This window comes from Nitratireductor aquimarinus (assembly GCF_017255295.1).
GTDB lineage: Bacteria > Pseudomonadota > Alphaproteobacteria > Rhizobiales > Rhizobiaceae > Nitratireductor > Nitratireductor aquimarinus.
The window spans coordinates 30,643-47,083 of sequence record NZ_JAFKDE010000006.1 but is presented as its reverse complement, the minus strand read 5'-3'; the positions used below and the strand labels follow the sequence as shown (position 1 = coordinate 47,083).

At 62.1% G+C, this 16,441-nt stretch carries 17 protein-coding genes; 8 read left to right on the top strand and 9 right to left on the bottom strand.

All coding sequences use genetic code 11. The annotated features are described in order from the left end of the window. Positions 1-176: 176 nt before the first annotated feature. Positions 177-905: an AzlC family ABC transporter permease gene (locus tag JYP46_RS11245; protein WP_206548131.1), complete on the top strand. Its 729-nt coding sequence runs from the start codon at positions 177-179 to the stop codon at positions 903-905. After that, on the top strand, positions 902-1,201 hold the full coding sequence (locus JYP46_RS11240; protein WP_113155630.1) for an AzlD family protein: 300 nt from the start codon (positions 902-904) through the stop codon (positions 1,199-1,201). The genes JYP46_RS11245 and JYP46_RS11240 overlap by 4 nt, the downstream gene beginning before the upstream one ends. A 19-nt stretch (positions 1,202-1,220) precedes the next feature. Here JYP46_RS11240 and JYP46_RS11235 read toward each other — a convergent pair whose 3' ends face one another. Next, positions 1,221-3,050 (bottom strand): aminopeptidase P family protein, encoded by a 1,830-nt coding sequence (locus tag JYP46_RS11235; protein ID WP_206548130.1) that lies wholly within the window; start codon positions 3,048-3,050, stop codon positions 1,221-1,223. A gap of 225 nt (positions 3,051-3,275) precedes the next feature. On the opposite strand from JYP46_RS11235, the gene JYP46_RS11230 reads away from it, so the two are divergent. Continuing rightward, on the top strand, positions 3,276-3,455 hold the full coding sequence (locus tag JYP46_RS11230) for a hypothetical protein (RefSeq protein ID WP_113155628.1): 180 nt from the start codon (positions 3,276-3,278) through the stop codon (positions 3,453-3,455). 192 nt (positions 3,456-3,647) lie between these two features. Continuing rightward, positions 3,648-4,826, top strand: a complete 1,179-nt coding sequence (locus tag JYP46_RS11225; protein WP_206548129.1) for a GGDEF domain-containing protein — start codon at positions 3,648-3,650, stop codon at positions 4,824-4,826. 39 nt (positions 4,827-4,865) lie between these two features. Here the strand turns inward: JYP46_RS11225 and JYP46_RS11220 are convergent, their stop codons facing one another. Genes JYP46_RS11220 through JYP46_RS11210 form a run of 3 tightly spaced genes read right to left on the bottom strand, consistent with a single transcriptional unit; the run spans position 4,866 to position 6,531 of the window. Continuing rightward, positions 4,866-5,738, bottom strand: a complete 873-nt coding sequence (locus JYP46_RS11220; RefSeq protein WP_206543879.1) for a 50S ribosomal protein L11 methyltransferase — start codon at positions 5,736-5,738, stop codon at positions 4,866-4,868. Positions 5,739-5,750: 12 nt separating this feature from the next. Beyond that, positions 5,751-6,329 (bottom strand): SCO family protein, encoded by a 579-nt coding sequence (locus tag JYP46_RS11215; RefSeq protein ID WP_236042179.1) that lies wholly within the window; start codon positions 6,327-6,329, stop codon positions 5,751-5,753. Between the two features lie 40 nt (positions 6,330-6,369). Then, positions 6,370-6,531, bottom strand: coding sequence for a hypothetical protein (locus JYP46_RS11210; RefSeq protein ID WP_206544343.1), 162 nt, complete (start codon positions 6,529-6,531; stop codon positions 6,370-6,372). Positions 6,532-6,792: 261 nt separating this feature from the next. Here JYP46_RS11210 and JYP46_RS11205 point away from each other — a divergent pair, with 261 nt between their 5' ends. Next, positions 6,793-7,158, top strand: a complete 366-nt coding sequence (locus JYP46_RS11205; protein ID WP_206543878.1) for a DUF488 domain-containing protein — start codon at positions 6,793-6,795, stop codon at positions 7,156-7,158. Positions 7,159-7,372: 214 nt separating this feature from the next. Continuing rightward, positions 7,373-7,837 (top strand): hypothetical protein, encoded by a 465-nt coding sequence (locus tag JYP46_RS11200; RefSeq protein ID WP_113155623.1) that lies wholly within the window; start codon positions 7,373-7,375, stop codon positions 7,835-7,837. A 202-nt stretch (positions 7,838-8,039) separates the two neighbouring features. Here the strand turns inward: JYP46_RS11200 and JYP46_RS11195 are convergent, their stop codons facing one another. Continuing rightward, complete coding sequence (locus JYP46_RS11195; protein WP_206548128.1) at positions 8,040-10,538, bottom strand: ATP-dependent helicase; 2,499 nt, start codon at positions 10,536-10,538, stop codon at positions 8,040-8,042. Positions 10,539-10,655: 117 nt separating this feature from the next. Next, entirely contained in the window at positions 10,656-11,069 is a 414-nt protein-coding gene (locus JYP46_RS11190) for a MerR family transcriptional regulator (protein ID WP_113155621.1), read from the bottom strand. A 176-nt stretch (positions 11,070-11,245) separates the two neighbouring features. On the opposite strand from JYP46_RS11190, the gene JYP46_RS11185 reads away from it, so the two are divergent. Continuing rightward, on the top strand, positions 11,246-12,124 hold the full coding sequence (locus JYP46_RS11185; RefSeq protein WP_206548127.1) for a dienelactone hydrolase family protein: 879 nt from the start codon (positions 11,246-11,248) through the stop codon (positions 12,122-12,124). A 2-nt stretch (positions 12,125-12,126) separates the two neighbouring features. Here the strand turns inward: JYP46_RS11185 and JYP46_RS11180 are convergent, their stop codons facing one another. The 3 genes from JYP46_RS11180 to JYP46_RS11170 all read right to left on the bottom strand — a co-directional run bounded on the left by JYP46_RS11180 (position 12,127) and on the right by JYP46_RS11170 (position 14,779). Next, the gene (locus JYP46_RS11180; protein WP_113155619.1) at positions 12,127-12,354 is read right to left on the bottom strand and encodes a hypothetical protein; all 228 of its coding nucleotides are present in this window, start codon (positions 12,352-12,354) and stop codon (positions 12,127-12,129) included. Between the two features lie 174 nt (positions 12,355-12,528). After that, positions 12,529-14,169, bottom strand: a complete 1,641-nt coding sequence (locus JYP46_RS11175) for a chloride channel protein (RefSeq protein WP_113155618.1) — start codon at positions 14,167-14,169, stop codon at positions 12,529-12,531. Positions 14,170-14,290: 121 nt separating this feature from the next. After that, complete coding sequence (locus JYP46_RS11170; RefSeq protein WP_206548126.1) at positions 14,291-14,779, bottom strand: thioesterase family protein; 489 nt, start codon at positions 14,777-14,779, stop codon at positions 14,291-14,293. Between the two features lie 181 nt (positions 14,780-14,960). Between JYP46_RS11170 and JYP46_RS11165 the strand changes: the two genes are divergently transcribed. After that, positions 14,961-16,379, top strand: a complete 1,419-nt coding sequence (locus tag JYP46_RS11165) for an FAD-binding oxidoreductase (RefSeq protein WP_206548125.1) — start codon at positions 14,961-14,963, stop codon at positions 16,377-16,379. The last annotated feature ends 62 nt before the right edge of the window (positions 16,380-16,441 follow it).

The following is a 16,441-nucleotide window of genomic DNA, read 5'->3' as shown; positions in this document are numbered from 1 at the left end:
ATCCTCGGGCTTGACCCGAGGATCCATGCCTGAGCATCCGGGCAGCGCCAGCAACGCTCTAAACCCTTGGAAGCTCGATGCGTCAGGTCAGCTTCGGTATTCACTGGTCCGTGGTTCAAAGGAATTCACGTGACTGGTCAGCACTGCTGACCTAGGGTCGCGCTTTTGAGGGTTTGATGTCAGTCGAAATTGCCAGAGAAGATGCGCCTCCGCGCGAATTTATGGATGGGTTGCGCGACAGCGTGCCTGTGGTCGTCGCGGCGATGCCGTTCGGCCTCCTGTTCGGGGCGCTGGCCGTCGAAAACGGTTTCACCACGTTCGAAGTCGTGCTGATGAGCGCGACGATCTTTGCGGGCGCGAGCCAGATGGTCGGCATTGACCTGTTTGGCCAGAAGGTTGCGCCATGGCTCATCGTCCTGTCCATCTTCGCCGTCAATTTCCGGCATGTGCTCTATTCGGCCACCACGGGCAGGCGCATTGCGCATTGGGGGCCGGTGCAGCGTCTGATGGGGTTCTTCCTGCTGGCCGATCCGGTCTTTGCGGAAGCCGAGCGCCGTGGCGAGACACATGGCAAGATCACCTTCGGCTGGTATATGGGCTCCGCACTGCCGCTCTATCTGTGCTGGGTGGCGGAAGGCTGGGTTGGCGCGCTGTTTGGAAATCTGGTGCCCGATCCGCAGGCGCTGGGCATCGACTTCCTTCTGCCGATCTATTTCCTCGGCCTCGTCATGAGTTTTCGCAAGCGGTCTTTCTGGCTGCCGGTGGTGCTGATGAGCGCCGTTGTATCGGTGATCGCGTATCGCACGGTCGGCTCGCCCTGGCATGTTTCGATCGGAGCCATCGCCGGTGTGGCGCTTGCCGCTGCCGTGGCGCCGGGCACGCGGGCAGGGAAGGAGAAGTCATGAGCACGACAGTCTGGATCATTCTGGCAGGCGCACTCCTGACCTTTCTGACACGCGTTGGCGGCCATGTGGTGCTGTCGCGCTTCGAGCGCATTCATCCGCGTGTGGAGGCGGGCCTCAATGCGGTTCCCGCAGCGGTTTTGACCACACTGGTCGCACCGGCGGCGATGAATGGCGGTGTGGCCGAAACGGCGGCCCTTGTGACCGGCATCGCCGTTTCGCTGGTGACGGGCGGTATGATGCCGATGTTTCTGTCATCGGCGGCGGTGCTGATTCTGCTCCGCCACCTGCTTGGTTAGATGCCCGAACCGAACCCGCTCAATCGAGCGGGGCGGTCACTTTCTCCAGCCAGCCAAGCGCTTCTCCATAGAGCAGGGGCGAGAGCATGTCCCGCACCCGCGCATGATATGCATCGAGCCAGGCGCGCTCCTGCGTTGAGAGCAGGGCGGTGTCGATCAAACGGCGGTCGAACGGGCACAGGGTGAGTGTTTCGAAACCGTGCATGTCGATCTCGCCGCCTTCGATTGCGGTGGCAGGCTCGACGACGATCAAATTCTCCAGACGAATGCCATAGCCGCCCGGTTTGTAATAGCCGGGCTCGTTGGAGAGGATCATGCCGGCTTCCAGCGCCTGCGTACCGGTTTTGGCGACCCGTTGCGGCCCTTCGTGAACGGCAAGATAGGAGCCGACGCCGTGGCCGGTGCCATGGGCATAGTCGAGCCCGGCCTGCCAGAGGGCGTGACGCGCGAAGGGATCGAGATCCATGCCGCGCGTGCCTTTGGGAAAGCGCACGGTGGTGAGCGCGATCAGCCCCTTGAGAACCCGCGTGTAGCGCTCGCGCATTTCATCATTTGGCGTGCCGGAAATCACCGTGCGGGTAATGTCGGTGGTGCCGTCTTCATATTGCGCGCCGGAATCGACCAGATAGAGCTCGTTCTGGCCAAGCGTGCGATTGGTTTTCGTGGTCACACGATAATGGATGATCGCGCCATTGGGGCCGGCGCCGGAAATCGTGTCGAACGAGATGTCGCGCAGCGGCATCTGCAATTCCTGCCCGGTATCCGCCCGGCTTTCTTCCAGCTTGCGCACGGCGCTGATCTCATCGACCGTGCCGGGGTTCTGCCGGTCCAGCCAGCTCAGGAAACGCACCATGGCGACGCCATCGCGGCGGTGCGCCGTGCGCGCGCCCTCAAGCTCCGTCGCGTTCTTGATGGCGCGGGGCAGGCGGGCGGGATCGCCCAGATCGACAATGCTTCCGCCGGCCTGTTCGGCAACCTGCCGCAACCGCTCGGCGACCAGCACCGGGTCGAGGCCGATTGCGTTGCCGCCCTCGGCGCGCTCGGCCAGCACGTCGTCGAGCGTGGAGGGCGCTTTCAAATCGGCAAGCTGCGTCAGATAGGCTTCGGTCTCCCGGTCGAGCTTTCGTTTGTCGATGAACAGGATCGGACGCCCTTCGCCGGGGATCAGCGCGAAGCCGAGCGCGAGCGGGGTGTGCGGCACGTCCTGACCGCGAATGTTGAACGCCCAGGCGAGTGATGACGGATCTGTCAGAACGGTGCAGTCCGCGCCGCCTTCGCGCACGGTCTCGGCCATCCGTTCGAGCTTGGCGCTCGCCAGTTCGCCTGCGTATTCCTTCGGCTGGATGCGCGCCGGTCCAAGCGGCGGGGCGGGGCGATCATCCCAGATACTGTCCACCAGATTGTCATCGACCGGCACCATTTCGACGCCGCGCGCCGCAGCCGCCTTTCGCAGCGCGCGCAGTTCGACAATCGTGTGAAGCCAGGGATCGAAGCCGATGCGCGCGCCCTTCGGCGCGTTCTGGCCGATCCACGCCTTGGGCGGATTCTCGATCAGGCTTTCCACGGTGAAGGTGGATGGATCGGTCTGTTCCGCTGCCTGAAGCGTGTAGCGGCCATCGACAAAGAGAATGGCGCGGTCCTTCATGACAAGGGCAGCGCCGGCAGAGCCGGTGAAGCCGGTGAGCCAGGCAAGCCGCTCCGAGGAGGGGGCGACATACTCGCCCTGATGCTCGTCCGCCCTGGGAATGAGATAGCCGTCCAGATTGGCCTTCAGGAGCGCTTCGCGGAGCCGTCCAACGCGGGATATGCCCTGGCTGGAATCGGCGGTGACATCAAAAGACTGAAACATGGAACCCTGTCGCTTCTTCGAAATCGGCCCGAACCTACAGCATGGCCGAAGAAAGCGGAACGGGTTTCACGCGAGGCGGTATGCTGCACTGCACAATTTCAAGTGTGCAATGCAAAATGAGATGGTAGCCATGCGCAAACTGCGCTGGTTGTGCCGGAAAGACAGGCCTATCTACAGGGCCACGGGCGAGGGAACATCCTTCGCAGGATTTTTAGGAGAACTCAGATGGCCAATAAGCGTGGCTTTTTCCGCGGCGCATTCGACGCGCTGATCGAAGCTCGTCAGAAGCAGGTCCGGAGCTATGTCAACGGCGCGCTTCTGATGCTTGACGACGAGACCCTGCGTGCTCACGGCTACAACCGTGAAGAGCTGAAGCGCAGCCGTAGCGTGTCGCACATGTTCTGATCCGCTGGAAACAGCGTTTGACCGAAACCCCGGAAGCTCTGCTTTCGGGGTTTTTGTTTTTTGTTAAGCATCCTTGAGAATTTCGCCGGCATATTAAAAGTGTTCTTTCCGCTTCCATGTAAGGAAGACGGAAGTCTGCCGGGTTTTATTGTTTGCCGGCGCGAAGCTTCATGACCATCGTTGGCCTGAACCATGCAACTTGATTTCCAGACCCTCTACATCATCATTCTGCTGAACTCCCTCGGGCTGATCGTGGTCTGGACCTCCGTTGCCTTCGTTTACCGGGAGATCGCTGCCGCGCGGTACTGGCTGGCAGCGCTGGTCGGAACCAGCATTGGCGGGCTTCTTCTCACAGTTGATGCGAATGGAGCGGTCGGTGTTGCCACAGTGGCCGGCATGGTCTTCATCGGATGCGGCTTCGCGACGATCCTTCAGGGCGTGGCCGTGTTCTATGACGGCCGCGCGCGCTGGAGACTTTTAGCCGCCTATGCGGTCGTCTGCGCGGTTCTGGCGGAAATGGCGGGGCCTGACCGGGCCGTGCAGAATGTCGTTTTTGCGCTGCTTCAGGCGCTGCCGACATCACTGCTGTTGCTCGTGCTCGCGACAAGACGGCCCGTCCGGCTCGGCGCTACGGTGGCGACCTTTGCTGCCGGCATTGCGCTTTCCGGTCAGGTTCTGGAGATTGCGTCCAATCTTGCCCGGATTTCCGGTTCTCTGTCCGATGCGGGATACTACGCGTTTGCGCCATGGCTGCTGGTGGCAAACATTCTGGGAACGAGTGTTCTCAATCTCGGTTTCCTGCTGATGACCATCGACCGGTTGAGCTCCGCACTTGCTGATCTCGCCAGCCGCGATGACCTGACGGATTTGTCCAACCGCCGTGGGCTGCGCAACCGCGCACGGCGGGTCGAGAGAAGGGGGCGTGAGCAGGGGGAGTGCGTTTCGGTGATGATGCTGGACGTCGATTCCTTCAAACAGATCAACGACACATTCGGCCATCATGCCGGGGATGCCTGCCTCGTGCATATCGCCGGCATTCTGAGCAATGGTCTGCACCGCAAGGACATTCTGGCCCGTGTGAGCGGTGATGAGTTCTGCGCCATACTGCCGGCGACGGATATGCGCGATGCAGCGCAGATTGCCGATATGCTGGTGAAGCAGATCTCTACGACACCGTTCATTGCCGGCAAGAGCCGCATTCCGCTGTCGGTGAGCATCGGCATTGCCGAGTGGAGTCCGGTGGGAAGCGAGGGGCTTTTTGAAGCGCTCACGCGCGCCGATGCCGCCCTTTACGACGCCAAGCGCTCCGGCCGAAACGGCTATGCGACGGATGTGCCCGAAGGGGAAGACAGGCGTCGCGCCCTGGGCTGACAGGGAACCCGGGCGGTGCCGGGTTCCGCTTTCCTGACCCTAGCGCTTCATGTGAATGGTGACCCAGCCCTCACGCGCCTGCGTGCGAATGTGCCGGAAGCCCTGAACGCTGTAGGCCGCGATGACGGCGCGGCGCTGGCGCTCGAGAATGCCTGACAGGATGATCGAGCCACCCGGCGTGAGATGCCGGGCCATGGCCGGTGCAAGGCCCATCAGCGGCCGGGCCAGAATGTTTGCCACGATCAGGTCGAAGGGTTTCTGCTGGGCAAAGATGGCGTGGTGAAAGCCCGGCGCCGTCTGCGTGTCGACCAGGCTGGTCACGCCGTTGAGCTGGACATTGGCGCGGGCGACCTGCGTGGCGATGTCATCGATGTCGGTTGCCAGAACCGGGATGCGCGCGGCCTTGGCCACGGCAATCGCCAGAACGGCGCTGCCGGTGCCCAGATCCAGCGCATTGCGCGGCTGCTCGCATTTCAGGACATCGGCAATCGCTTCAAGGCAGCCGGCCGTGGTGCCATGATGTCCGGTTCCGAAGGCGAGACCCGCATCGATCTCGATGGCGATGTCGCCGATGCGCTGCAGATGTCGGTCGTGGCTGCCGTGAACCAGAAAGCGCCCGACGCGGACGGGCTGCAGCCCTTCCAGCGAATGGCTGACCCAGTCGATGTCCGGCACCGTCTCGCGCTCCAGCGCGGGCGTGGGCGATATGCCGGCCAGACATTCGAGAACCTGCTTTTCGAGCTGGTCGACATCGTCTTCCGTGTAGACGGAGATCTGGAAGATCCCGCTGTCTTCTTCCGGTTCGAAGATGCTGATCGGCAGCCCATCCTCTTCAAAACGGGTATCGAGGATAGAAAAGATCGCTTCGGCTTGTTCGCGCTGAGCGGTCAGGAAAAGTCGTGTCTGGCCCATGGATTTCCGATGTCAGGTTTCGTTCGCCAGACGCTTCAGCTTGGCGATTGCGGTATCACGATTTTCTTCATAGGCGATCGTTCCGAAAAAGTCGCCATCGCTGTCGAGCAGCAGGATCGATGCGGTGTGGTCCATCGTGTAGTCGTCACCTTCAAGCTCGACCTTGCGCACATAGATGGAGAAGCCCTTGGCCATGGCCGCCACCTTCTCGGGATCGCCGGTGATGCCGGTGATGCGGTCGGAGAAGTTGGAGAGATAGGTCTTCATCACTTCGGGCGTGTCGCGCTCGGGATCGATGGAAACGAAATAGGGCTCGATCTCCTCGCCTTCCTCGCCAAGCTCTTCCAGATAGCCATCCAGTTCAAACAGCGTGGTGGGGCACACTTCCGGGCAATGGGTGAAGCCGAAGAAGACGACGCGCGGCCCGCCCCTGAAGGCGGCCTCGGTGATGGTGTTGCCATCCTGATCGACCAGTTCGAACGGCACGCCGAAGGCCCTGCCGGAATTCTGCTGCTGGTACCACTGGAAGGTAAGAAGTCCGACGCCCACGGCCATGACCGCGAGAATGCCGATAAGAATGGATCGCATCATTGAAGTTCACCCGGAAACAAGAAAGCGCTGAAAGGCGGTGTCAGAGGCACCAGGCCAGCCCGGACTGGGCCAGCGCGAGAAAGATGTCGGCTCCGTTTTCCAGCCACATGGCAAAGACAAGACCGGTCAGGGCGGCAAGAACCAATGCTGCCGCGCCCATCACGATCCAGTTGGCCAAAGGCCTGGAGCCGTTTGTTTTCATGCCCCATGATAGGCGAAATGCGCTGCCGGACGCAAAGCCCATCTTGTCGCAAGCCTGTGCAGAAAATCGGAAGGGGAGGGAACCTCCCGTCGCCGGGAACGCGACGGGAGGACTGCGGGGTTGAGGTGTTTTGCCTGGAGGCATTGCGCGGGTTTCTGGCCCGCAGGAACACAATAGGCATTCACGGCTAGGAAATGGTGTCCTTGATCTTCAATCATCGGGTGTGGATGATTGTATCGCCAATCAGCAGGAGACCGGGCAATGTCGATTGCGGGCATTCGTCTCAAGCGGATCTATGATCCTGTCGAGCCGGAAGATGGGGCGCGCATCCTCGTCGACCGGCTGTGGCCGCGCGGCGTCAGCAAGGAGCGCGCGGCACTTGAAAGCTGGCTGCCTCAGATCGGGCCGAGCCACGAGCTACGCCGGTGGTTTGCGCATCAGCCGGAGCGCTGGGACACGTTCTGCAACAGATATTGCGCTGAATTGAAGGCGCAGCCTGATCTTCTCGAAGACTTGCGTGAAAAAGCGCGAAAAGGACCTGTGACGCTGCTTTTCTCGGCACGGGACCGTGAGCGCAATCAGGCGGCTGTGATCCGCAATCTTCTTCAAGAAAGCACGGATGGCTGAGGGAAAAAGTATACGAATTCTGAAAACGGCAACCTGCCATTGTACTTTTTCGCAAATGACTGTTTCTTGTAAAAAAGAGTAGAGCCGGTAATGAAACCTGTTTGCCTTTAGCGTATACGCAGGGGCTCTCTCTTGACTTCATTCATACAGACAGAGACATATGTGTTCAGGCAGCGCGCTTGTTTTGGGCAGCTGCGGCATCGGGGCGGATTTTATGATCAAGGATTTTGACAAGTTAAAGCAGCAACTTGCCGAGCTTTCCGAGGCGGTGAATAAGTTCGAGTCTGAAGCGGTGCAATTGCGCGTCGTGGAGCTTGTTCTGGGCCAGCGCGACGGTCAGGTTGCCGGCCTGTCCGAAAATGGTATCGATGGATACATTGCCGGACCGGGCATGATGCACATTGTGCGCAACACGCCGCGTCCCGGACGCAAGAAGACGACCACCGACAGCGCCAGGGGCGCCGTCGCGGCGCTGAATGAGCTGCTTGAAGGCGATTTCTTCAGCGAGCCGCGCACGATTGGCGATGTCGTCGCCCACTGCCAGAGCCAGTTTGGCACGCGCTACAAGTCGAACGCCTTTTCAGGCCCGCTCTCGCGCCATGCCCGCAACGGCATTCTGACCCGCGAGAAAAATGAAGACGGCAAGTTCGTCTACGTCGATCCGCAAAAGGCTGCCTAGAGCAGCGCGCACACATTGCGGGCCGGGTGAGTGCGCTTACAGCCGCCCGGGTTTGCTCCTTCCAGAAAACCGAAACGCTCGATTCCCGTCGGGGCCGCGCATTTTGCAGGTCAGGTGATTCCACCTGACCCCTCGTTCCTGTTTTCACGAAATTCTGGACGGAAAACCGTTTCCCGATTCTGCCGCTGGGTCTAGGCCGGCTTTAGGCCGGCTTCACGAAGCCTTCGAGAACGCGTTTCTGGCCGGCCTTGTCGAAATCGATGGTGAGCTTGTTGCCCTCGATTGCCGAGACATTGCCATTGCCGAACTTCATATGGAACACGCGGTCGCCGACCTTGAAGGTGGACGGCTTTTCGGACACGGATCTGGCGACCAGCTCGCCCTCGATCACACGGCCCTTCACCGAGCCGCGCCCCGCGCCATAGCCCGAATCCGCCTCGCCATAGCCGATGCGCTCGACCTGATGGCCGGAGCGATTGCCCCAGTTGCGCGCGGTTGCGTCGGTGCGGTTCTTCTGGGCGCGCTGCCAGCCGGGCGTCGCGTAGCTGTTGGAGAACACGCTCTGGTCGTCGAAACGCGATTTGCCATAGGGGTTGGGCCGGCCGGGCTGGCCGACGGAATACCCGCCATAGCTGTTGCTCTCTTCGGCCACGTCCACATGCGCTTCGGGAAGCTCGTCCAGAAAGCGGGAAGGAATGGTCGACTGCCACAGACCGTGGATACGCCGGTTTGAGGCGAACCACAGGTGCAGGTTCTTCTTGGCGCGCGTCAGGCCCACATAGGCCAGCCGCCGCTCTTCCTCGAGGCCCGAGCGACCGCCTTCGTCAAGCGCGCGCTGATGCGGGAAGAGGCCTTCCTCCCAGCCGGGCAGGAACACGGTCGGGAACTCAAGACCCTTGGCCGAGTGCAGCGTCATCAGGCTTACGGCGTCGAGCTCTTCATGGCGCTCGGCGTCCATCACCAGCGCCACATGCTCCAGAAAACCGCGCAGGCTCTCATATTCCTCCATGGAGCGGATCAGCTCCTTGAGGTTTTCAAGCCGTCCCGGCGCTTCGGCCGAACGGTCGTTCTTCCACATTTCCGTGTAGCCGGATTCCTCGAGGATCATCTCGGCCAGTTCCGTGTGGGGCGTCCGGTCGAGCATGCTCTGCCAGCGCTCGATGTTCTCCACCAGCGTGCGCAGCGAGGCGCGCGGCTTTGGCTTCATCTCCTCGGTGCCGACGAGATCGCGTGCGGCCTGCAGGAGCGTTGCCTCACGCATGCGCGAAACATCGTGGATCTGGCGCACGCTGGCTTCACCCAGCCCGCGCTTGGGCACATTGACGATGCGCTCGAATGCCAGATCGTCGGCGGCCTGCGCGACGATGCGGAAATAGGCCATGGCGTCGCGGATCTCGAGGCGCTCATAGAAGCGCGGTCCGCCGATGACGCGGTAATTGAGCCCCAGCGTGACGAAGCGGTCTTCGAACTCACGCATCTGGAAGGAGGCGCGCACGAGGATGGCGATGTCGTTGAGCGCGTGGCCCTTGGACTGCAACGCCTCGATCTCTTCGCCCACGGCCCGGGCCTCTTCCTCCGAATCCCAGGCGGCATGCACCTTCACCTTGGGATCGTCGGGGTCGGAATGCTCGGTGAAGAGCGTTTTGCCAAGCCGCCCTTCATTGTTGGCGATGAGGTGCGAGGCGGCGCCCAGAATGTGCTTGGTGGAACGGTAATTGCGCTCCAGCCGGATCACGGCGGCGCCGGGGAAATCCTTCTCGAAGCGCAGGATGTTGTCCACTTCCGCGCCGCGCCAGCCATAGATCGACTGGTCGTCATCACCGACGCAGCAGATGTTCACCGGTTCCGTGCTCCTGGGGCGCTGCGCGAGCAGCCGCAGCCACATGTACTGGGCGGTGTTGGTGTCCTGATACTCGTCCACCAGAATGTATTTGAACCGGCGGTGATAGTCCGCAAGCACATCGGGATGATCGCGCAGAATGCGGATCGGATGGCAAAGGAGATCGCCGAAATCGACGGCGTTGAGCGTCTTCAGGCGGTTCTGATAGGCGGTGTAGAGTTCACGGCCCTTGCCATTGGCGAAGGCGCGGGCGTCGCCCTCGGGAATTTCCTTCGGCGCGAGCCCCTTGTTCTTCCAGCCGTCGATCATCTGCGCGAACTGGCGCGGCGGCCAGCGCTTGTCGTCCAGCCCTTCGGCCTGAATGATCTGCTTGATGAGGCGGATCTGGTCGTCGGTATCGAGAATGGTGAAGGAGCTTTTGAGCCCCGCCAGCTCGGCATGCTTGCGCAGGATCTTCACACCGATGGAGTGGAAGGTGCCGAGCCATGGCATGCCCTCGATGGCCTCGCCGACCAGCGTGCCGATACGCACTTTCATCTCGCGCGCGGCCTTGTTGGTGAAGGTCACGGCCAGGATCTGCGAGGGATAGGCGCGGCCGGAGGCCAGAATATGCGCGATGCGCGTGGTCAGAACGCGTGTCTTGCCGGTGCCCGCGCCCGCAAGCACCAGAACCGGGCCTTCGGTGGTTTCCACCGCGAGCCGCTGCTCGGGATTGAGCGCATCGAGATAGCGTGTGTCGGGTCCGCCCGTGCGCGCAGCCATGGCGCGCGCTGCAATGCCTGAAGGCTTCTGCGCAGCCGGGGGCGTCGGGGCGGGTTCGTCCTCGTCAAAGAACGGAATATCATCAGGAAAGCCGGACATCGCACCTGCTTATGGTGATTCGGGGGGCATAGCCCATGGATGTTTTCTATTTGTACCGGTTTGCGCCTCACGAACCAAGGGGGTGCCAAGCCGGCAAAATGCGGGGGAACAGCGTCGTCAGTGCTCGCTTTCGCAGAGTGAATGGTCGGATAGCGCCCGCAGCACATAGCAATCGCAAACCGAGCCGCTGTCGCAACTGTCGACGATGCGCTGGAGCTCATGCTCCAGCCTTTGCAGGCGGGCAATGCGCTCGCGCACTTCGGTAAGGTGCTCGCGGGCAATGCTGTCCGCCGTTTCGCAGGGTTTTTCGGGATGCCCGCTCAGTTCGATCAGCGAACGGATTGCGTCGATGCCCAGCCCCAGGTCGCGGGCGTGGCGGATGAAGGCGAGGCGCTCCATCGCCTGCTTTCCATAGCGGCGCTGGTTGCCGGCGGAGCGCTCGGGCGGTTCGATCAGCCCGGTTTCCTCGTAATAGCGGATGGTCGGCACCTTTACGCCCACCCGTTTCGACAGTTCGCCAATTGACCACATGCCGTGCGGCTCCTTCAAAATCTCTAGTCTATATAGGTATTGCCGGTCTTCTGCGAAAGGCGAGAGGGGGGGCGGGCGAAGAGAAAATTGGTTCACGCGGGCGTGAATGGACGTTTTCCCGGCTGGCCCTACCTTGGACTTCGGCGGGAACCAGTCAACGAAATGGGAGTGAATTCATGCAGGATCAGCCGAAGATCACCCAGGCGATGATCGACGCCTATGACGAATACACCCATCTGACCCTCGACCGCCGCGCCTTCATGAACAGGCTGACGCGACTGGCCGGGTCGGGTGCAGCTGCGGCCGCCATCGCGCCCCTTCTGGCGGCAAATTCCGCCCGCGCGGCCATGGTCGCAGACGATGACGAACGCCTTGAAGCCGAAGACATCACCTATCCGGGTGAGGGCGGCGAGATGAAGGGCTATCTCGTGCGGCCTGCGGATGCGGGCGAGAAACTGCCGGCTGTGATCGTCGTTCACGAAAACCGCGGCCTCAACCCGCATATCCGCGATGTGGCGCGGCGTGTGGCGCTGGAAGGCTTTGTGGCGCTTGCCCCGGACTTCCTCTCACCGCTGGGCGGCACGCCGGAGGATGAGGACAAGGCGCGCGGCCTGTTCGGCGCGCTGGATCGCGATCAGACGGTGGGCAATGCGGTGGCCACGCAGGCCTTTCTGGCGGGGCATGACGCCACGACCGGCAAGGTGGGCGTGATCGGCTTCTGCTGGGGCGGGGCGCTGGTGAACAATCTGGCCGTTGCCGATCCCGAACTGGATGCGGGCGTCGCCTATTACGGCACGCAGCCGGCGGCGGAAGATGTGGTGCGGATCGAAGCACCGCTGCTCCTGCACTATGCCGGGCTGGATGAGCGCGTGAATGCGGGCATCGACGCTTATCGGGCCGCACTTGAAGATGCGGGCAAGACCTTCACCATCCATGTCTATGAAGGGGTGAACCACGCGTTCAACAACGACACCTCCGAAGCCCGCTATGACAGTGCTGCGGCGGAACTGGCCTGGGAGCGCACCATTGCGTTTCTGAAGGAGAATCTGACCTGACTTCAGTATGAGCCGAAGGGCAGGGGATCGAAGTCCAGAAAAATGCGTTTCTGGCGCGCGGTGCGCACAATGGCGCGCACATAGATCAGATCGATGGGAATGGGCCTGCGGTTGCGCTCCAGCCAGTAGAGCTCGTCCTCGATGGATTTGAGCGCGCGCCAGAAATCATAATCGGAGATCTCGTGCGAATGCGCGAGACTGTCCGACAGGGCTCTGGCTTCCTCGTTCAACAACTGGCTTCTCGCCGCCTACGAATCGACTGGTTTCAGGCGATGGTCTGCGCGGGGAGGGGCCGCTTCAAGCGGGCGACATGGTTAAACTTGTGCAAAGATCTGGCCGCTGGCGTTATGGTTAACGGAGCCTTTAACCAGTCCTTATCCCTTTAAGCCTTTGGCGCAAAAGAACTATCGGTGTTCTTCTTCGCTGATGTCCACCAGCGCGCGGTTGAAGAAACGCAGCGCCCGCACATGGCTGGCAAAGGCGATGACGCGGCCCGGATCCTGCAGATCGACCACGGGCAGGCGGTCATAGCCGCCCTTGTCGAAGGCGCGCAGCGCCGCCTCCAGCGTGTCGGTCGGTTTGAGCGCCGGCGCGCCCGTTTCCGGGTCGAAGGCCACAGGTTCCTCATCCTCCGGCAGTGGCTCCATGAAATCCATCACACGGGTCATGTGGCCGAGCGTCTTGTGCGGCCCCTCCACGAGAAACAGCCCGCGCATCTCCAGCTGCCACTGGAACCAGGAATGGCCGTGAATGGCCTGGGTGATGCCATGCGCCACCGCAACGGTGAGCAGGAGCGCGATGGACAGTTCGTAGCCGCCGGTCAGTTCGAACACGATGACGGTGGTGGAGATGGGGGCGCCGAGAACGGCTCCGGCAACGGCACCCATGCCGAGGATGGCGTAGAGCCCTTCGCTCGATGCCATGTTGGGGAAGGCTGCGGCGGCGATGATGCCGAATGCGCCGCCGGTGAGCGCGCCGAGGAAGAGGGCTGGGGAAAAGATGCCGCCGCCAAACCGCATGGCGAGCGTGATGGAAGTTGCGGCCGTCTTGACGACGATGAGCGCCAGCATGGTCATGAGCGGCAGGCGGTTCCACAGCGCCATGTCGGTGATCTCGTAACCGACGCCGAGGATCTGCGGGAAGACCACGGCCATGCCGCCGACGATGAGCCCGCCGACCACGGGGCGCGTCCATAAGGGAATGCGCACGCCGCGCGCCGCATAGTCGGAGACGAAGAGCGAGAACTGGAACAGGATCGCGACCACGGCGGCGGTCACGCCGAGCAGCGCGAAGGCCGGAAACTCCCAGAAGGACGTGATCTGGTGGGTGGGCACCAGAAAGGCAGCCGAACTGCCGAACCAGAGGCGCGAGGCCACCGCACCCGCCGCCGAGGCGATGACGATGGGCACGAAGGAGCGCATGGCGTAGTGCCCGAGGATGACCTCATGGGCGAACAGGACGCCGGCGATGGGTGCGTTGAACGAGGCGGAGATGGCGCTTGCAACACCTGCGCCAAGCAATGTGCGCCGGCACCATTCGGGCAGGTTTGCGCGCCAGGCGATGGCGCTGGCAAGCACTGCGCCCAGGTGCACCACGGGCCCTTCGCGCCCCGCACTCGCGCCCGAACCGAGCGAAAGCGCGGTGATGAATGCGGACAGGATGCCTTCGCGGAAGGAAAGCTTGCTGCGGCCGGAAAGCGCGCGCGCCTCGATCACGTCGGCCACCGCGCCTGTGCGGCGCGCTTCAAGCCGCGTGAGCAGCAGGCCGACGAAAAGCCCGCCCACGGTGGGGCCGGCCACGATCCAGTACCAGGGCAGCGACAGGGCGGCGGTGAACACGCGCTCCGAACGCGTGCCGAGCCAGAAAAGCTGGAAGACGCCGATCAGCTCGCGGAAGATGATTGCGGCAATGGCGACGCCGAGCCCCAGAAACAGCGACAGAAGCCAGACAAGCGGCAGGCGCGCGTTGAGGAACGCGCTGACGTTTGGTTCAATCCACGTCCGCAGAATTTGCGGAAGCCGCTGTATCAGCCTGAGAATCGACATGCCTGCCCCGTTTTCCCGAGCCTAAAGCATCGGACCGGAAAGTGGAATCCGGTATTCGGCTATTCCGGTGCTCCATCAATAGTTTAGATCGGCCTTTTGCGTCCGAAGGGACGCTGGTGATCTAGCTCTTTCGGCGACGGATTGCGATTGACCGGCCAGCGCGGGTGGGTGTTTCGAGCGTCGCGTGGAGCGTGCGCATCGCTTCGACCCGCTCAAGCACATCACGGGGGAAGGGGGTGACCTTCGGCCCCGACATGTCGATGTGAAGCGTCATGGTTTCGCAGGTGGCCGCCAGCCAGCCCTCGTCGGCGTGGCGCAGCTCCTGATAGGAGTGAAGCCGCTTTTCGTCATGGTCGAGCAGCTGGTAGGTGCCGCGCACCCGGTCGCTGAGATGCAGTTCGCGCACATAGCTAAGATGGATTTCCGCCGTGTAGGTGGTGAGCCTGCGGGTGGCCGCATAGTGCGCGCCCATGCCCAGGCTCTCGCCCACTTCCTCATAGGCGCGGTCGAAGAGCACGGTGTAGTAGGCCATGTTCAGATGGCCGTTGAAATCGATCCAGTCTTTCTGCAATTCGAAGACGCGGGAAGTGTAGGGCGCGTTGTCTGGCATTGTTCTTCCGTATTTCTGGCCTGTGGACTGTTTCGGACCTGCGGCGTTTGTGTCACCCAAATTGATCCAAACTGCCTGTAAAGGTGCTTTATTGCGGCAGATTCGGATAGAAACGAAAACCACCCCGCTGGACAAGTGTTGGACCACGCGAAGGGTTGGACCAGGTAATTGGAGAACAGGCATGGCGCTGGCGGAACTGGAAAAGCTGGATCGCAACGAAGAGGGCATTGCCCGCGTTCTTGAGATACTCGGGGAGCGCTATGGCGAGCGTTTGCTGACGGGACTTTCAGTGCGTGAGCAGCATGCCCACTCGACCAGCTATATTCCCGCGCAATTGCCCGATGGCGTGTTCGCGCCGAACAATGTGGAAGAGGTGCAGGATGTGGTGCGCCTGTGCGCCGAGCACCGCGTGCCGGTCATTCCCTTCGGCACGGGGTCTTCGCTTGAAGGGCATGTGAATGCGCCGGCCGGCGGCATTTCGCTCGATCTCATGAACATGAACCGCATCATCGCCGTCAACGCCGAGGATCTGGACTGCACGGTCGAACCCGGCGTGACGCGTGAGGATCTGAACCACTATCTGCGTGATACGGGCCTGTTCTTCCCGATCGATCCGGGCGCGAACGCCAGCCTTGGCGGCATGGCCTCAACGCGCGCTTCCGGCACCAACGCCGTGCGCTACGGCACGATGCGCGACAATGTGGTGAATGTGCAGGCGGTGATGCCCGACGGGCGTCTCATCACCACCGCGCGGCGCGCCCGCAAGACCTCTGCCGGCTACGATCTGACCCGGCTCATGGTCGGCTCGGAAGGCACGCTCGGCATCATCACGGCGATGACGCTCAAGCTCTACGGCATCCCGCAGGCGGTATCCGGCGGCGTCTGCTCGTTCCCGGATGTGGAATCGGCCTGTCAGGCGGTCATCATGACGATCCAGATGGGCGTGCCGGTGGCGCGCATCGAGTTCGTCAACGGCCTCGCCATGAAGGCGATCAACGCCTATTCCGATCTGGATTACCCGGAAGGCCCGTGCCTGTTCCTGGAATTCCATGGAACCGATGCAGGCGTGAAGGAACAGGCCGAAACCTTTGGCGAGATCGCCGAGGAGTTCGGCGGCGGGCCGTTCCAGTGGACGAGCGTTGCCGAGGAGCGCACCAAGCTCTGGAAGGCGCGTCACAACGCCTACTGGGCCTGCGTGGCGCTGCGCCCCGGCGCGCAGGGGCTCTCCACCGATGTCTGTGTGCCGATCTCGCGGCTGGCCGAATGCATTGTCGAGACCGAGGCCGACATCGCCGAATCCGGCCTGATCGCCACGGTCATCGGCCATGTGGGCGATGGCAATTTCCACGTGCTGGTTCTGATGGACATGAACGATCCGAAGGAGATCGAGCAGGCGGAAGCCTTCGTTGCGCGTCTCAACCGGCGGGCCCTCTCCATGGACGGCACCTGCACCGGCGAACACGGCATCGGCCAGGGCAAGATGCGCTTCCTCGAAGAGGAGCTGGGCGACGCGGTGGACGTGATGCGCGCGGTCAAGGAAGCCATCGATCCGCACAACATCATGAACCCGGGCAAGATCATCGGGGCAAGGCGCACATAAGCCGGATTTGTGCGACCATGCGTGGTGTTAGAGCGCCGTGCGTCCATTCGGACGCACAAAGG

Excerpts from the sequence above, each read along its gene's own strand:
- JYP46_RS11245 (WP_206548131.1), top strand. The coding sequence starts at position 177 with ATGTCAGTCGAAATTGCCAGAGAAGATGCGCCTCCGCGCGAATTTATG.
- JYP46_RS11240 (WP_113155630.1), top strand. The coding sequence starts at position 902 with ATGAGCACGACAGTCTGGATCATTCTGGCAGGCGCACTCCTGACCTTT.
- JYP46_RS11235 (WP_206548130.1), bottom strand. The coding sequence starts at position 3,050 with ATGTTTCAGTCTTTTGATGTCACCGCCGATTCCAGCCAGGGCATATCC.
- JYP46_RS11230 (WP_113155628.1), top strand. The coding sequence starts at position 3,276 with ATGGCCAATAAGCGTGGCTTTTTCCGCGGCGCATTCGACGCGCTGATC.
- JYP46_RS11225 (WP_206548129.1), top strand. The coding sequence starts at position 3,648 with ATGCAACTTGATTTCCAGACCCTCTACATCATCATTCTGCTGAACTCC.
- JYP46_RS11220 (WP_206543879.1), bottom strand. The coding sequence starts at position 5,738 with ATGGGCCAGACACGACTTTTCCTGACCGCTCAGCGCGAACAAGCCGAA.
- JYP46_RS11215 (WP_236042179.1), bottom strand. The coding sequence starts at position 6,329 with ATGATGCGATCCATTCTTATCGGCATTCTCGCGGTCATGGCCGTGGGC.
- JYP46_RS11210 (WP_206544343.1), bottom strand. The coding sequence starts at position 6,531 with ATGAAAACAAACGGCTCCAGGCCTTTGGCCAACTGGATCGTGATGGGC.
- JYP46_RS11205 (WP_206543878.1), top strand. The coding sequence starts at position 6,793 with ATGTCGATTGCGGGCATTCGTCTCAAGCGGATCTATGATCCTGTCGAG.
- JYP46_RS11200 (WP_113155623.1), top strand. The coding sequence starts at position 7,373 with ATGATCAAGGATTTTGACAAGTTAAAGCAGCAACTTGCCGAGCTTTCC.
- JYP46_RS11195 (WP_206548128.1), bottom strand. The coding sequence starts at position 10,538 with ATGTCCGGCTTTCCTGATGATATTCCGTTCTTTGACGAGGACGAACCC.
- JYP46_RS11190 (WP_113155621.1), bottom strand. The coding sequence starts at position 11,069 with ATGTGGTCAATTGGCGAACTGTCGAAACGGGTGGGCGTAAAGGTGCCG.
- JYP46_RS11185 (WP_206548127.1), top strand. The coding sequence starts at position 11,246 with ATGCAGGATCAGCCGAAGATCACCCAGGCGATGATCGACGCCTATGAC.
- JYP46_RS11175 (WP_113155618.1), bottom strand. The coding sequence starts at position 14,169 with ATGTCGATTCTCAGGCTGATACAGCGGCTTCCGCAAATTCTGCGGACG.
- JYP46_RS11170 (WP_206548126.1), bottom strand. The coding sequence starts at position 14,779 with ATGCCAGACAACGCGCCCTACACTTCCCGCGTCTTCGAATTGCAGAAA.
- JYP46_RS11165 (WP_206548125.1), top strand. The coding sequence starts at position 14,961 with ATGGCGCTGGCGGAACTGGAAAAGCTGGATCGCAACGAAGAGGGCATT.